This window comes from Pragia fontium DSM 5563 = ATCC 49100 (assembly GCF_900112475.1).
Classification (GTDB): Bacteria; Pseudomonadota; Gammaproteobacteria; order Enterobacterales; family Enterobacteriaceae; genus Pragia; species Pragia fontium.
Window position 1 is genome coordinate 1 of sequence record NZ_FOLW01000018.1, and the last position, 16,506, is coordinate 16,506.

At 45.1% G+C, this 16,506-nt stretch carries 11 protein-coding genes; 3 read left to right on the forward strand and 8 right to left on the reverse strand.

What is annotated here, in order from left to right; all coding sequences use genetic code 11:
• The 8 genes from BMZ28_RS16355 to pstS form a co-directional block, all read right to left on the reverse strand.
• On the reverse strand, positions 1–3,404 hold a 3,404-nt coding region (locus BMZ28_RS16355), incomplete at its 3' end, for a DUF6531 domain-containing protein (protein ID WP_074824938.1).
• Positions 3,401–4,729: a hypothetical protein gene (locus BMZ28_RS16360; protein ID WP_074824941.1), complete on the reverse strand. Its 1,329-nt coding sequence runs from the start codon at positions 4,727–4,729 to the stop codon at positions 3,401–3,403. The genes BMZ28_RS16360 and BMZ28_RS16355, both read right to left, overlap by 4 nt.
• A gap of 45 nt (positions 4,730–4,774) precedes the next feature.
• Positions 4,775–7,048, reverse strand: coding sequence for a type VI secretion system Vgr family protein (locus BMZ28_RS16365; RefSeq protein WP_074824944.1), 2,274 nt, complete (start codon positions 7,046–7,048; stop codon positions 4,775–4,777).
• A 361-nt stretch (positions 7,049–7,409) separates the two neighbouring features.
• Positions 7,410–8,123 (reverse strand): phosphate signaling complex protein PhoU, encoded by a 714-nt coding sequence (phoU, locus tag BMZ28_RS16370; protein WP_047779423.1) that lies wholly within the window; start codon positions 8,121–8,123, stop codon positions 7,410–7,412.
• Between the two features lie 15 nt (positions 8,124–8,138).
• Positions 8,139–8,918 carry a phosphate ABC transporter ATP-binding protein PstB gene (pstB, locus tag BMZ28_RS16375; RefSeq protein WP_047779422.1) on the reverse strand — a complete coding sequence of 260 codons (780 nt, stop codon included), beginning with the start codon at positions 8,916–8,918 and terminating at the stop codon, positions 8,139–8,141.
• A gap of 13 nt (positions 8,919–8,931) precedes the next feature.
• Positions 8,932–9,819, reverse strand: a complete 888-nt coding sequence (gene pstA, locus BMZ28_RS16380) for a phosphate ABC transporter permease PstA (RefSeq protein WP_074824948.1) — start codon at positions 9,817–9,819, stop codon at positions 8,932–8,934.
• 1 nt (position 9,820) lies between these two features.
• Positions 9,821–10,777: a phosphate ABC transporter permease PstC gene (gene pstC, locus BMZ28_RS16385; protein ID WP_047779420.1), complete on the reverse strand. Its 957-nt coding sequence runs from the start codon at positions 10,775–10,777 to the stop codon at positions 9,821–9,823.
• Positions 10,778–10,836: 59 nt separating this feature from the next.
• A complete protein-coding gene (gene pstS / locus BMZ28_RS16390) occupies positions 10,837–11,877 on the reverse strand; it encodes a phosphate ABC transporter substrate-binding protein PstS (protein WP_074824950.1) in 1,041 nt (346 codons plus the stop codon).
• 318 nt (positions 11,878–12,195) lie between these two features.
• Here pstS and BMZ28_RS16395 point away from each other — a divergent pair, with 318 nt between their 5' ends.
• The 3 genes from BMZ28_RS16395 (at position 12,196) to yfcC (ending at position 16,438) form a co-directional block, all read left to right on the forward strand.
• On the forward strand, positions 12,196–13,026 hold the full coding sequence (locus BMZ28_RS16395; protein ID WP_136655907.1) for a hypothetical protein: 831 nt from the start codon (positions 12,196–12,198) through the stop codon (positions 13,024–13,026).
• Positions 13,027–13,332: 306 nt separating this feature from the next.
• Complete coding sequence (locus BMZ28_RS16400; protein ID WP_074824956.1) at positions 13,333–14,724, forward strand: nicotinate phosphoribosyltransferase; 1,392 nt, start codon at positions 13,333–13,335, stop codon at positions 14,722–14,724.
• 238 nt (positions 14,725–14,962) lie between these two features.
• Positions 14,963–16,438 (forward strand): putative basic amino acid antiporter YfcC, encoded by a 1,476-nt coding sequence (gene yfcC / locus BMZ28_RS16405; RefSeq protein ID WP_211201781.1) that lies wholly within the window; start codon positions 14,963–14,965, stop codon positions 16,436–16,438.
• Positions 16,439–16,506: the final 68 nt, after the last annotated feature.

The following is a 16,506-nucleotide window of genomic DNA, read 5'->3' on the forward strand; positions in this document are numbered from 1 at the left end:
TCACTGCGTGCTTCGCTCTCTCTGGCCACCAGCTGTCCTGCCTGATTTAACCGGTAACGCACCCCATCATTAAACGTCAGCTCCCTTTCACCGTCTACGCTGGTACTTTCCACAAATCGGTCACCGCTGGCGCTATACACATAGCGCTGGATTTTCCCCATCGGGTTACTGTGTTCTGTTATCTGACCCAAAACATCATAGTGATAATTATCAGTACCTGACCGACTATCATTACGCATCACCAGATTTCCGGCGCTGTCATAATGATATTCAATATAGTCACTGTGAATACTATCTGTTCGATGCAGACTCTGGCGCTTTAGCTGACCGGATTGCGTATATTCAAATGAAACTGACAGAGCTTCACTCTGCTGCTGGCGGGTTAAACGGCCAATTTCGTCAAAACCAAACTCCACCGGGGTATGGTCATCCACCTGCTGGCGAACCAACTGCCCCAGTTCGTTATACTCAAAACGCTGACGTTGTTTAAAGGCGCTTTCTTCGGTCTGGCTATGGTGGCGTAACAAATGATGCTGCTCAGCTAACTGACCGAAGGCATTGTAGTGATAATCCAACTGACCCGTCACGTCCTGCTGACGCTGACATTCCTGAGTTAATGCCCCAATAGCATTGTACTGGCGGGTGACTTCACAATATCGGTTTTTCGCCAGCGTCAATTGACCGCGTTTGTTATAGGCATAAGTTTCTGCCTTTTCTGGCTGGTTTTCCGGAGTTTTACTGACAATTCGCCCCATTTTATCGCAGGTCACCGCCAACAGCTGACCCAATGGGTTAATACTCTGCGCTAAATACCCGGCTTCATCGTAATGATAGGTGCGCGCTTTACCCCAATAATCCCGCTCTTCTGTCAGGCGCCCCACCGCATCGCGATTCAGTTCCCAGCGTTCACCACGCTGGTTAGTCACGCCAATTAATTGCTCTTCGGTATTATAGTGATATTGAATGCTATGCCCGTCAGGCAACGTTTGCTTCGCTAATCGCCCCTGACCAAAATAAGCAAACTGCGTAAGTTTCTTGCCCCGATCGCGGTATTCAATCAGATTATCTTCATCATCATAACGACAGCTGATAAATCCACCATCCTCCAACTGACAGGCGGTCAATCTACCTTTTTTATCATAGTGATAACGGGTTTCATCACCGTTGGCTAAACGACGTTTCTGTAAATAACCATAGCGATTAAATTCAAAATAAGTCACTCGTCCGGCACTGTCCTGAAGCTGATGCAAAAAACCCAGTTCATCGTAGGCCAATACCGTACGCTGCTGAGCATGATTTACCGAGATTAATTGTCCTAGCGCATCGTGGTCGTAAGTGCTTTCCTGACCTAGCGGATTTCTTTGGCTAACCAGATTGCCCTTGTCATCCCATTGCTGTAACCAGCGTTTTTTCTCCGCATCGGTAATGGCTACAGCCCGGTTGAGCTCATTATATTCAATATCAATACCGCTGCCGTCAGGGTAACGTCGACGCACAATATTGGCACAGATATCATATTCCCATTCGGTTTTATTCCCCCCCGGGTCGATTTCTGAAATACCGCGCTGCTGAGCGTCATACTGATAGGATTTTACTCCTCCCAATGGGTCAATACGTACCAAAGGAAGCTGACGCTCGTCATATTGCAGAATGGTCGTATGACCGAGGGAATCGGTGATCAACGTCTCCTGACGTTCTGGATGATAAACAAATGTATAATCAAACAGCCCATGATCGCCCCAGGCATGATGCACTCGCTGGATGCCATCATCATGCAGCGTATAGGCATAATAGAATGACAAACCATTGCGATCGGTATGCCGAATCATCTGGTGATTATCAATATATTCAAAGCAGTAGGGTTGCTGATGTGCATCCAACACGGAAACCATATTGCCGTGAATATCCTGACGATAGCCGGCCAATAACACGCCGTCTCTGTCGGTATCGCTTTCAAATAAAATCAGATCGGTTAAATAGCCGCGTTCTTCATGATGACAGACAATTTTGCGCCCAGTTTCACCTTCAAGATTATATTCAACCAATCGCTGTAAACGATGTTGCCCATCACGCTCAAAATGCCAGCCGTTACCATTCAGATCGACCATATGATTAAACCACAGGGTAATCTGTTGCTCTTCCGCTAACTGTTCAGCCTGCTGTAACCAGCCGATTGGCAATGGAAAATGATACTCAATGCCCTGTTTGGTGCGTAAGATTAATGAATCATCAAGCCGATAGATGGCATGTCCCTGCTGCCAGTCGTGACTGCGATGTTCCCATCCCTCAAAAGCAGGCAACATTTCAAAAGCGGTTTTGTGGTCGGCAAATTGCGCAATGGCGCCCAAAATACCGTCATTCACCACCAGCGCCAGATGAATATCAGCTGGCGTCAGCCAGATATGTCCAACGGCTCCCTGATGAGCCTGATGTCCTGAGTAATAGCGGTCCCATATCAGCGGTAGTCGCCCGGCCACCTCAAAATCATTCTGCTGAACAATTACTTCGCCGGTAATCGAATTAACCGGTTCGGCATCAAAAATAACGCATTTAATGAAACCTTTAGGAAATTTTTCAAACAGCTTTTTCGCCAGCTTTGAACCACGAAACGCCTTAAACAGTGCCAGTCCTATCGCCAGCAGGTTTAACGTTGGCGTTCCGCCAATCAGAACCGGACGCCCAACGGGAATCGGCAGCGTTACCGCCGTTGGTAAAGAGAGTTCCTTCCTTTCCGTATGGGCGGCATTTTTTCCGGTGGGTAACATACCGGCAAACCAGCAGCTTAAAGAGGGCAGTGCCAGATAGGAAAAGGGATCGCCGTTCGCCGCTACCGTTTTACTGCCCATAAAAGCTTCAGCATCGCAAGACGGCAACTTTTGTGCATAACCAGCTCCTAAAGGAAAGTGTAATCCAGGAATATGGCGTGAGTTGGTGCCTACCGTGGCTCGCATTAGATTATTGACTAAAACAGGACGGTTAGAGCCACCACCTTGCCCTGCACCGGCTCCCAACGCATCTTTTACCGAATTAGTCAGGCCAACTGCCGATTTAATCATCGGATTATTTTGAACGGACTCACTGTTCCATAATTTCCCACCGACCTGAGCAGCGGCAGACTTGTAATCGCCTCTGGCAATAGCTGAAGCGACACCAGCCACTTCTTGTACCTTACCGACTTTATCCATGATATCCATGGCACCGGCCATCATTTCGTCAGGCACATTCTCTTGAACAAAATTCATCACCATTGAGCCAACAAAAGATTTTGCGCCATTAACCAGCTCGCGAAAATCAATCACCGCCCCAACATGAGGGTGAGGTATTGGTGTCGGCGTCGGCACATTCACCATATGTACATCAACACCAACCACCGGCGACAAATGAGTAGAAGCTAATAAACTCATACGTTAATCTCCTCTTCCTGAGGCGGATTAAGGGGATCGATACGGACAAAGTCCTCCCAATCATCGCCGTATAACTCGGCAAATTTCTCCACCATTTCTGCGTGTCGGACATCAATGGAACTGATACGCTGATAAAGCCAGTGGGTGACTAAGGGTAAAGAACTTTGTTTACGCCAATCCACTTCCATACATAAACCGGCATCAACACCGTCAAAAGCGGCCTCAATCGCAGTGGCGGAATGCCGGGCTTTTTCCCAGCATTCCGCACGCATTCTGTCGGCTTCAACCGTCAGAATATAATCTTGATCTTCAAGGGAATAGGTTGGAATACGGTCATAATATTCCGCCGCCATTTGATACTCTTTATCAAAGAGATACACACTACTGATGCCAAACAGCGCATTAACAATCAGCTTATTACCCGCCGGGTGCTGCGCTGCCTTAGCCTGCTCCGCGGCCTGAAGAGATTGCTCATAAGCATGGAGAGAATTCTTTTTATCCTGCCACTTTAAATAAGCGGCACCGGCAATCAAATGAACGACCACACTCTGATCGAACCATCCGGCTTTATTGGTGATAGCCAATGCTGATTGAGATAAACTTTCTAAACGTTGCGGATCGTTATTCTTTAAGGTCTCTGTTAGTTCAACAAATAAGCGCCTGAACTTACCGCTATCTCCCCTTTCGTTAGATTCAGCAATCATCTCGCGCGGGACGTTTTCACAAAAATACTTTCCAGTAATACTATGAACTCTTCCCGTATGCTCGTCTGCGAGCTTAGAAAAGAGCGCCTCTTCAGCGGTATAAATAACCAGACGGATACGGTCAGAGGCCCAATTTCCAGAGACGATTTCACTGATTAATGTACCGAGCCACGACTCCATCTTTGCCAAACTTTTTAAGTTAGAGGGAGAGAAAATAAGCATGAAGCCAGGAAATATGTCTGGATGGTATGCCATCAGACTATGACAAATTTGCAGAAGATATTGAGTTTCCGTTATTCCTTTTGCTTTTTCAGGTACTGACCAGTTAGCTTCGATTCCCTGAGCTAAAGAACCATCACGCCGCTGGTCGTAAAAATAAATAATGTGTTGCGCTAGCTGGGCTGCATACTTTTCACCAGAGGTGAAATCCTCATAAAACTGCATAGTACAGCAGCCATTTTCCTGCTGAACCTGAAAATAAGTATTAAGTAAATAAAGATCGTCTTCGTTAGCCTGCCAGTACAGTAATCTGGCATCTGGTTGTTCAGCAAACGTTAAACAATCTTCATGAGCCTGCATAAAACGACGCTCTACCGGGTTTGAAGGCTGCCAATTATCCATGTGTATTCACCTTTGATTATTCCCTATCCGTATACCTATCAGTGTTTATGGATTGAGCTTCACAACCGCACCTTCAACAATATTTTCCGAGCTGCCGTTTGAGTGAACCTTTGGCGCCACCACGCTATATTCACTCTGACCAGCCACCGTAATATTCACCCCCATAATTCGTACATTACCGGCGGAATCCATGGTAATTTGTGAGCTGCCGCAGCCAATAACAATGCTGTCAGCCGCAGAGATAACTAAATTACTGGACTGTAGCTTTTGCTCTGCCGTCACAATCAATTCCTGATTACCAGTCACATTGACCTTATGGGAAGCCTGAAATGTTTCCGTCATCAAACCATGAATCGTCACTGTTTTAGTGCCATTAACCGTCGTTTCCTGGGTGCCCTGAACCAATACTTTTTGGTTAGAAAGATATTTGGCATCCTGATCGCCATTAACAGTGAAATTATGTAGATTCTCATAAGTCGTCGTTTCTACACCGGTAACCGTAACATCCTGAGTACCGGTCACTTTGACCGTATGAGTGCCGAGAATCGTGGTTTCCTGATTACCATCAATATTCACCGTTTCATTAACTTTAACGTGATCGGTACGGCTACCGGTAACGTCAATCGTTTGGTCAGCCCCTACGGTAATCTTCTGATTAGCATCAATATTTACCGTTTCATCTTTAACCACGTGGTCGGTTCGCTGGCCGGTCACATCTATCGACTGGTCACCGGTGACATTGGTACTCTGATTACCCGTTACGTTTATTGTCTGGTGTTGGCCAATGTTTTCCGTATGGTCCATATCGACATCGGTGGTGCGGTTATTACGCACGCTGGTATTCATATCGCGCTGGGCGTGCATGAACACTTCTTGATTGCCGTCTGAATCTTCAAAGCGCAGTTCATTAAAACCTTCGCCCTTATGGGTTTTCGATTTTATCGACATCTGAGTTTTCGCAGCGGGTAAATCTAGCGGAGGACTGTTTTTGCCGTTATAGGTGGTGCCCATGATCATGGGTTGGTCAATATCACCATTTAAGTAAGAGACAACCACCTCTTGGCCTATCCGAGGCGTTGACAGAAAGCCAAAACCATCACCATTCCAGTTTTGTGCTACACGGATCCAACAGGATGCATTTTCATCTGGCGCATCATATTTATTCCAGTGAAAGTGAATTTTTACCTGACCAAACTCATTAACATAAATTTCTTCTCCCGCCGGCCCAACAACTGTGGCGGTTTCATCGCCAAATACCGTTGGCTTGGGCTTAAACGGTGCTCGCCAATCAACAGAGCCGGGAATAAAGGTAAACTGGTTGGTTATTGCGGCAGTACCGCCGGAAGATTCTTCTGCTACAGACTGCGGTAATGTTCCCCGATGAACAATGCTGACAATCTGCCAGTTACTATTAATCGCCTCTGACGGGTGTTCGGCAATCGTGAACATCTTACCCGGCATTAAATGAATACTATTACTTTCGGCTTTACCTGACAGGCTATTTGCCTGGTAGGCTTCCAAACGATATTTAGCATATTGCTGAGCAACAGCATCATCATCATAACGACCGTAACTTTCATAAATCGTATATAAAGGACGCTTACCGGATTTTTTCGCTTTAGAATCCAGCCCAACATCAGGGTGAGAGAATTTATAATCTTTAAGGTGAACAGCATTGGGCTTCATTTTAGCCCCATACTGGAGTTTATGGATTACCTGTTCTCGGTTAGCGCTTTGAACATGCGCGTTATACAGTAGATATTCACCACCGGTCATTCCTGTCCGGCTATCGCTATAGAACATATTATTTTCTTCAAACCAGAAAACAATCCCTTCCTCTGCCGCTAGCCGACTAAAAAAGTCATAATCCGTTTCATCACGTTGGGTGGTATATTCCCACTGTTTATGGGAGTCGAGCAGTTTAGATTCAGCCCTAACATTATGTTTTTTTAATAGTTCATCTAAAATATTAGGGATCGATTTGAAGTGAAAAATTCGATTATCCTGTGCCAAAGTAAGCAGCCAGAGCTCAGGACGAATAGTAAAGGTGTAGTAGGTGCGATGGAAGCCGCTATCACCATAGAATGCTTCTGCCACAATGCCATTAATAGTTCTTTGAACCTGCCCATCAACCTTGATAACCAGTGATGCCTTCTGTAGCAACTGCCCATCCATATCGATGCTGGCATCGTTACTGGCTACCTTAACTTCCAGTTTAAATAAGGTTGATAATGCTTCTTCCAGCGTGAAATCAACTACATCAAAAGTTGAATCAGACAGACTTCCAATTTTACAGGAGAAATATAAACCAGTATCCATAAATAATATCCCTATTCATTATTTAATATTAAAAGCTTAATATTCCTTAACGCTAGGGTTTTATTAAAAAGTCATTAATAACTAACATTAATTATAATTAACCCCATAAGTTAAACAAAAAATAACACACAACCAGACACCCCATCAATACTGGTATATTTAACAGGTTTAGATATAAAACAACGAATTAATCAAATAAAAACCATATAAAAAAAGTTAAAAGAAAAGTATAAATCAATTAAAAAACAAATAACGGAATGAATAATGAGCGGAATATAAATAAGAAGGGGATTAATAGATAAAAAAACAAAATTAATAGAAACGCCCAACCATATTAATGGAAAGGGCGTTGGAGTATTAATTATTTTTTAGCCAATAAATTCTCAACTTCATCACCGCTACGGTGGCGGAAGTCTTGGCCTTTGACGAAATAGAAGATAAATTCGCAAATGTTCTGGCAGCGGTCGCCAATACGTTCAATGGATCGGGCACAGGCCAATGCGGTTAATACGCTGGGAATAGAGCGTGGATCTTCCATCATATAGGTCATTAACTGACGAATAATGCCTTCATATTCTTGATCGACCTTTTGGTCTTCACGATAAATACGAATTGCTTCATCAATATCCATACGCGCAAAGGCATCCAGCACATCATGCAGCATTTGTACCGTATGACGCCCCAGTGATTCCAGATTCACCAGCAATGGCTGATGCTGTTGGGAGAATTTTTCCAGCGCCATACGACAGATTTTATCCGCCACATCACCGATACGTTCCAGTTCAGAAACGGTTTTGGTTATTGCCATCACTAAACGCAGATCGCTGGCCGTGGGCTGACGTTTGGCAATAATTCGCACGCAGGCTTCATCGATAGCTACTTCCATATTATTGACCTTACGGTCGTCCTCAATCACCCGCCGAGCCAATTCTTCATCGGCCTGATGCATGGCGTTGATAGCATCGGTTAGCTGCTGTTCCACCAGCCCACCCATGACCATCACCTGAGTACGGATATGTTCCAGTTCCGCATTAAACTGACCAGAAATATGTTTGCCTAAATTAAGGTTTTCCATGTGGGTTCCCCGTTATCAACCGTAGCGACCGGTAATGTAGTCTTCTGTCTGTCTTTTTTGCGGTGCGGTGAACATCATATCGGTGTCAGCGTATTCAATAAGCTCCCCCAGATACATAAACGCCGTATGGTCTGAACAACGCGCCGCCTGCTGCATATTGTGGGTAACAATCACCACGGTATAGTCTGATTTCAGTTCACTGATCAGTTCTTCGATTCGACCAGTAGAGATCGGGTCAAGAGCCGAACAAGGTTCATCCAACAGCAGTACTTCCGGACGAATAGCAATCCCTCTGGCGATGCACAAACGTTGCTGCTGACCACCAGATAAGCTGTAACCACTTTGATTAAGCTTATCTTTGGTTTCATCCCACAGCGCGGCTTTGGTTAATGCCCACTGCACTCTTTCATCCATTTCAGTGCGGGGAAGGCGCTCAAACAGGCGAACACCAAAGGCGATATTGTCATAAATAGACATAGGGAATGGCGTTGGTTTCTGAAAAACCATGCCAACTTTCGCACGCAGCAGCGCCACATCCTGATTATCCTCAAGGATATTTTTGCCATCCAGCAAAATTTCGCCAGTAGCCGTTTGCTCAGGGTAAAGCTGATACATTTTATTAAAGGTGCGTAGCAAGGTAGATTTACCGCATCCGGATGGGCCGATAAACGCCGTTACCTGATTTTTGGCAATATCTAATGAGATATTCTTTAACGCATGGAATTTCCCATAATAAAAGTTCAGATCGCGTACCTGAATTTTGCTATCGGTTGAGTTATCACTCACTAAATTCATTAAACAGTCTCTCTTAGTATTTTTTCTTGGCAAAAATCACACGCGCCAGAATATTCAACAATAAAACGCATAGGGTAATCAGCAATACGCCTGCCCACGCCAGCTGTTGCCATTCGGCAAACGGACTCATCGCAAACTTGAATATGGTGACCGGTAGGTTAGCTATTGGATGACTCAGGTCGAGGCTCCAGAACTGGTTGGATAACGCAGTAAACAGCAGTGGTGCCGTCTCACCAGCAATACGCGCTATCGCCAACAAAACACCGGTCACTATCCCTGAAACCGACGCTTTCAGCGTCAGGGATAATATAATCTTCCATTTTGGGGTACCCAGAGCATAAGCGGCTTCCCGCAGGGTATCCGGCACCAAGCGCAGCATATTTTCCGTCGTACGGATAACAATCGGTACTTGCAACAGCGCCAAAGCAATCACCCCGGCCCAGCCGGAAAAGCGCTCCATTTGAGTAACCACAATGGTATAGACAAACAAGCCAACCACAATGGAAGGTGCAGATAACAAAATGTCATTAATAAAGCGCACAATGGAGGCTAACAGCGATTTTCGCCCATATTCAGCCAGATAAATCCCCGCCAAAATGCCCAAGGGCGTTCCAATAACCGTTGCCCACAGAATTAATAGGCCACTACCCGCTAGCGCATTGGCTAATCCACCTCCGGTGGTATTCGGCGGCGGTGTCATTTCGGTAAACAGCGCCATCGACATGCCATCAATACCTCTGGTAATGGTGGCAAACAGGATCCAGATTAACCAGAACAGGCCGAAGGCCATGGCCATCATTGAGACAAACAGCGCTAACCGATTCTTTTGACGACGCCACGCCTGCATACGCCGACGGCTGGCATCAGAGAAAGCGCTATCAGATTGATTTATTATGCTCATCTTAGCGCCCCTCATTGCGGTTCAGTTTTAAAATCATCAACTTGGACAAGGAAAGAACGATAAAGGTAATCACAAACAGTATCAGCCCCAACTCCATTAGCGCGGCGGTATGCAGACCAGATTCGGCTTCAGCAAATTCATTAGCCAGCGCAGAAGTAATGCTGTTACCCGGCATAAACAGCGAGAAGCTGTCGAGCTGGTAGGTATTACCAATAATAAAGGTTACCGCCATGGTTTCACCCAGTGCACGACCCAGACCAAGCATGATGCCGCCAATCACCCCATTTTTGGTATACGGCAACACAATCCGCCGAATCACTTCCCAAGTAGTACAGCCGATACCGTAGGCCGACTCTTTTAATAACACTGGCGTTTGTTCAAACACATCGCGCATAACTGCGGCTATATAGGGAATGATCATAATGGCTAAAATAACACCAGCAGCCAAAATACCGATGCCAAATGCCGGACCGGAAAACAACGTGCCAATAATGGGAATATTCGCGACTACGTTCCCCACTGGCTGCTGAAAATACTCAGCAAACAGCGGAGCGAAAATAAACAACCCCCACATACCATATACAATGCTGGGAATCGCCGCTAACAGTTCAATGGCTATCCCTAAGGGTCTTTTTAACCATGCTGGTGCCAGCTCGGTGAGAAATAGAGCAATACCAAAGCTAACCGGCACGGCAATCAATAAGGCAATAATAGAAGTGACAATGGTGCCGTAAATAGGGACCAGCGCACCAAACTCTCCGGCGGGTGCATCCCACTCTTTATTCCAGAGGAAACCGATACCAAATTTTTGAATGCTGGGCCATGAAGCAATTATCAGTGAAACAATAATGCCGCCCAATAATAAAAGGGTAATCAGCGCAGCCAGTCTGACCAGCGCGCCGAAGATAATATCACCCTGTTTTCCCGGAGCTTTCATTACCGGCTTATATTCCGCCATTGAGTCTCTCTTTAAAACTTTAGCCCTCTCTCCATCAACGAGAGAGGGCAAGAAGATAATTAACGAAGCGCTTTACCGCTGCTATCTTTCACTTGAGTTTTCCATGCGGCACGGACTTGTTCAACCACAGAGTCAGGCAGTACGGCATAATCCAGCTCTTTGGCCAGTGCGCCGCCCTTGGCATAACCCCAATCGAAGAACTTCAGCACTTCTGCGCCGCGTTTCGCATCTTTCTGATCTTTATGTACCAGTATAAAAGTGGTTGATGTAATCGGCCATGCACCTTTCCCTTTCTGGAAGGTCAGGTCTTGGGCAAATGATTTAGACCAGTCAACACCGGCTGCGGCTGCGCTAAATGAGCCTTGAGTTGGACTGAGCGCTTCCCCGTCGGCAGAAATCAGTTTGGTATAAGCCAAGTTGTTCTGTTTAGCGTAAGCATACTCAACATAGCCAATGGAACCCGGTAAACGTTGAACAAAGGCAGCAATACCGTCGTTGCCTTTACCGCCTAAACCTACTGGCCATTTAACCGTGGAACCTACACCAACTTTCTCTTTCCATTCAGCATTAACTTTGGCCAAATAGCTGGTAAATACAAACGAAGTACCGGAACCATCAGCACGGCGAACCACAGCAATGTTTTGGTCTGGTAATTTAACCCCAGGGTTAAGCTTAGCAATCGCTGGGTCATTCCACTTCTTAATGGTGCCCAGATAGATATCGCCCAGAGTTTTACCATCTAACGTTAGCTGGCCGGATTTAATCCCTTCAAGGTTAACTGCCAACACTACGCCGCCAATGACGGTTGGAAACTGGAACAGATTATCTTCAGCCAGACGTTTATCATCCAGAGGCGCATCTGATGCACCGAAATCGACGGTATTGGCATTAATCTGTTTAACCCCACCGGACGACCCAATTCCCTGGTAGTTGATGTTGTTGCCGGTCTCTTTTTGGTAGCTATCGGCCCACTTGGCATAAACCGGGGCGGGGAACGTTGCACCTGCACCGGTAATATTTTCCGCCGCTAGGGCTGACAGAGCACTGATAGAAACGGTGACGGCAATACCATAAGCAATTGTTGTACGTATCAATTTCATCATTCCTCCTGAAGGAATTTGTTTGGATCTGTTCGGTTAATAATCAGACTGGTGATGAGTACAAGCGAAAATATAAGACCGTTTAATGACAGTATAATGTCAGCTTTATTACAGTTTTATGACGATGAGAGATTTACTGAAATAAACGAAAAAAATGTCTTCGGGTCTTATCTGCGATTAAACAAAACATATTCACTGACAATTGAATGATATGGGTATGTTCCTCACTACAACTATAGTTGATAATGTTAAGTTGAGGTGCACAAATGGAATGGGTGCAGCAGTAGCACTACTCGGCAATAAAATTTTGAGGAAAAAATGAGTTTAATCCGCAGTAGCAGGAATAAATATAGAAAATGGATGCTGTTTTTGTGCTTATGCTGTGGGCTATTGGTTACCCATACCATCACCGCAAGTCCTTTGGCCGAATCAAGTATCCCATTACCTGCGGGAATGCAGTATCCCATCGAGTCGCAAGATACGCCTGAAAAAAAATTAAACGGTTTATTGGGAATTTCTTATCGGATTGATGGGGTAATTACTGAAACCGGAAAATATGCGCTTTTTGCTAAGCCTAATACCTATTTAGCCACCCCGGGTTTGAACTGTAGCGGTTTTGTTCTTGAAGCCTCACGCTTTCTGTTAGATAAAAATATAACCGTATCCGCCGCCAAGGTAGATCGCTTACTGAATAGCGCTAAAAACTCCCCCTATGGTGAAGACTGGGACTTTGGCTGGGATCTTATCTTAAATATTGCACAAGATTCCCCCGCTACTTTTATTCTCCCCAACGGCGAACGTCGCGATAAAAACGACCCACAGGTCAACGGATTTTCACCCCGTGGTTTCGATCTGCATTCTCAGCAAACCTGGGATGAATTACCCTCCAGACTAAAACCGGATAACCTCTATCTTGTCAGCTTTAACCGTGACTCTGGCAAAGCACCGGGCATACAGCATTATCACGTCGGGCTAATTTATGTGAATGATAAAGGTGAGATCTGGCTTTACCAAACCACTGGAAAAGCCAGAAAAGTGTATCGTCGCAATCTGGCGGATAAACATCAGCGCGACCAATTTCTGCGTAGTTTTTCCAGCAGCAGTAAATTGAAGAAGTATATTTTGATTCTGGAAATTCCTCTTTCCTAATCAACCCGCCGCATCATGCCGAGTGGATATATCCAGATAGTTTATCCACCGGCAAACTCTGTATTTTCTGTTACTGCCAATAATCTTCTTGATTACCCAAAGTAAAAAACAAGCCTAATTAAAATAATTTATTTATATAATTTAATAAGTTAAACAAAAAATAACAACATAGTGGCTTTATGACACTAATTATTATTGACCACTATAGTGTCTATATGCCACTATATATTTCAACGGTATGAACTACCCTAATAACTATGCAGGACAGACCCGCATAGAACATCAATTGATTGGAGGATTTCCATCATGCATAACCTAATACTGAACACCGACTCTTATAAAACTTCACATTTCCTTCAGTATCCACAGGGAACAGAATATGTATCCAGCTACATTGAATCCCGCGGCGGTTCTTATCCAAAAACCCTGTTTTTCGGTTTACAAATTTTCATTAAACAGTATCTGACCAAACCCATCACCCTGACGGATATTAACGAAGCTGAAGAAGTGTTAGCGATGCACGGTTTGCCTTTTAACTATGAAGGCTGGATGCATATTCTGAAACAGCATAACGGTTATTTACCGCTGGAGATTGAAGCGGTGCCAGAAGGAACATTGGTACCAACCGGTAATGTTTTGGTTCAGGTAGTGAATACCGACCCTCAATGTGCCTGGTTAACCAGCTATATTGAAACTGCGTTACTGCGCGCAATCTGGTATCCGACCACCGTTGCCACGGTTTCAAAAGCCTGTCATACCATTCTGGACGCCTATCTGTCGGAAACCGCAGATAACCTGAACAGTCTACCGTTTAAGCTGCATGACTTCGGTGCACGCGGTGCCAGTTCAGAAGAGAGCGTAGCCATTGGTAGTTTGGCTCATTTGGTTAACTTTATGGGTACCGATAGCCTGTCAGGCGTTATGGCGGCCCGCCGTTATTATCATAAAGAAATGGCCGGGTTCTCTATTCCCGCAGCCGAGCACAGTACAATTACCAGTTGGGGGCGTGAAGGTGAGGCTGCAGCCTACGCCAATATGCTAAGACGCTTTGGCGGAAAAGGTAAAACCGTTGCCGTGGTTAGCGATTCTTATGACATCTGGAATGCTATCGATAATATTTGGGGCGGTGAACTGAAATCACAGGTCGAAAACAATGGCGGAACGCTGGTAATACGCCCCGACTCCGGTGAACCGGTAGAAATCGTGCCGGAAGCGATTGAACGTTTAATGGCTAAATTTGGCTATACCATCAACAGTAAAGGCTACAAGGTATTACCCGATTTTATCCGCCTGATTCAGGGAGATGGTGTATCCGTCAGCTCCATCGAGGAGATTCTATGCGAAATGAAAAAGCGTAAGCTAAGCGCTGAAAATGTCTCTTTCGGTATGGGGGGAGAGCTACTACAGAAAGTCAATCGCGATACACAACGGTTTGCCATGAAAGCCTCCGCTATCTGTATCAATGGTGAATGGAAGGATGTCTATAAAGATCCGATTACTGACCGGGTTAAGCGTTCTAAAAAAGGGCGTTTAGCATTAATTAACCAGCAGGGCGAATTTAAAACGGTTTCACGTAATAGCATAGACCCATCAGAAAATCTGTTAATTCCGATATATCGGGATGGACAGTTAATCATGGACTACTCTTTGGATAACATTCGCTTATTAGCGATGAACGATAGCGTCTCTGTTGGTTAATTTTTCTTGTTTTATCATCCAGCCAACCCCGAGAAATAACCTAGGGGTTGGCTGTTTTTTTGCATAAATCATGCAATATCCATGAATATCTATGCTTGAAGCATGCTCCCACCTTGATTACTATTCCTGCTCCTTTTCTACAAAACTTATAAATCAAACAATGGATAACACACTACAACCTCAGGGAAACGTTGAAGATTCGCACCCGCCAATCTCAAAACCCAACTCACGCAGTAGAATGCCAGACACGCTGATAATTATCTTTTTTATCGGTATTTTCGCTGCTGCTATGACTTATCTTATTCCCGTCGGCACTTTCCAAAGCAAAGAGGTTCACTATTTAGTTGAAGGGGTAGAGAAAACGCGTAAAGTCGTTGATCCTGCTTCATTTACCTATGCCACCGATGCCGAAGGCCAACCGCTGTATAAACAAGTCTCTCTATTTGCCAGTGGTGATGACGTCGGCCTGCTGAATTTTCCTTTTGAAGGATTAGCCTCCGGTAGTAAATTTGGTTCAGCCATCGGGATTATCATGTTTATGCTGGTTATCGGTGGTGCATTCGGCATTGTGATGCGTACTGGTACCATTGATAACGGTATTTTGCGGCTAATCGATAAAACCCACGGTAATGAGATTCTATTTGTTCCTGCCATGTTCTTTCTGTTTTCACTCGGTGGAGCAGTATTTGGTATGGGGGAAGAGGCTATCGCTTTTGCGATTATTATCGCCCCGCTGATGGTTCGCTTAGGCTATGACAGCATTACCACTGTGATGGTGACCTATGTCGCTACCCAAGTCGGTTTTGCGACTTCATGGATGAACCCGTTTAGCGTCGTTATTGCCCAAGGAATTGCCGATGTGCCTGTGTTATCAGGCGCGGGTTTACGTATTGCTTTATGGGTTGGATTTACCCTGTTTGGTATTCTCTTCACCATACTCTATGCCCAAAAAATTAAAAAATCACCGGAAAAATCCTACAGCTATCAGAGTGATATGCACTTTCGCTCCCAGTCCGTTGATATTGGGAAAACCTCATTTGGTTTAGGCTACTGGCTGGTGCTGATAACCATTGTTGGCGTTATGGTTTGGGTCATTTGGGGTGTTCTGGTTCATTCTTGGTATATCCCGGAAATCGCTGGGCAGTTTTTTACCATGGGGTTAATTGCCGGTCTGATTGGCGTGATATTTAAGCTCAATGATATGACGCTAAACGATATGGCCGATGCGTTTAAAGAAGGGGCTACGGTTATGATTACCCCTGCGCTACTGGTTGGTTTTGCTAAAGGTATTATGCTGTTAATCAGCAGCGCTGATTCGACAGAACCAAGCGTATTAAACAGCATTCTAAACAGTGCCGCCGGTGCAATTAGCAGTATGCACGATATCTTTGCCGCGTGGTGTATGTATCTATTCCAGTCAGTGTTTAACTTCTTTGTGCCTTCAGGTTCCGCTCAGGCCGCATTAACTATGCCTCTGATGGCGCCTTTGGGTGATTTAGTTGGAGTAAACCGTCAGGTATCAGTATTGGCGTTCCAGCTAGGGGATGGTTTCACTAACGTAGTTATACCAACATCCGCTTCATTGATGGGCACGCTGGGCGTATGTCGAGTCGATTGGGGTAACTGGATACGTTTTAGTTGGCGTTTTATGCTGCTGTTGTTTATTTTCTCCAGCATAGTGGTGATCGGGGCTCAAATGTTGGGGTATGGTTGATTATTAGTATCGAAGTTTAAAGACTATTGCTGAACTTTTTAAAAAAATCGCCGTAGGCATTAGAAATA

What these genes read in the sequence shown, in the direction of transcription:
- BMZ28_RS16360 (WP_074824941.1), bottom strand. Translation starts at nt 4,729, where the DNA reads ATGGATAATTGGCAGCCTTCAAACCCGGTAGAGCGTCGTTTTATGCAG.
- BMZ28_RS16365 (WP_074824944.1), bottom strand. Translation starts at nt 7,048, where the DNA reads ATGGATACTGGTTTATATTTCTCCTGTAAAATTGGAAGTCTGTCTGAT.
- phoU (WP_047779423.1), bottom strand. Translation starts at nt 8,123, where the DNA reads ATGGAAAACCTTAATTTAGGCAAACATATTTCTGGTCAGTTTAATGCG.
- pstB (WP_047779422.1), bottom strand. Translation starts at nt 8,918, where the DNA reads ATGAATTTAGTGAGTGATAACTCAACCGATAGCAAAATTCAGGTACGC.
- pstA (WP_074824948.1), bottom strand. Translation starts at nt 9,819, where the DNA reads ATGAGCATAATAAATCAATCTGATAGCGCTTTCTCTGATGCCAGCCGT.
- pstC (WP_047779420.1), bottom strand. Translation starts at nt 10,777, where the DNA reads ATGGCGGAATATAAGCCGGTAATGAAAGCTCCGGGAAAACAGGGTGAT.
- pstS (WP_074824950.1), bottom strand. Translation starts at nt 11,877, where the DNA reads ATGAAATTGATACGTACAACAATTGCTTATGGTATTGCCGTCACCGTT.
- BMZ28_RS16395 (WP_136655907.1), top strand. Translation starts at nt 12,196, where the DNA reads ATGAGTTTAATCCGCAGTAGCAGGAATAAATATAGAAAATGGATGCTG.
- BMZ28_RS16400 (WP_074824956.1), top strand. Translation starts at nt 13,333, where the DNA reads ATGCATAACCTAATACTGAACACCGACTCTTATAAAACTTCACATTTC.
- yfcC (WP_211201781.1), top strand. Translation starts at nt 14,963, where the DNA reads ATGCCAGACACGCTGATAATTATCTTTTTTATCGGTATTTTCGCTGCT.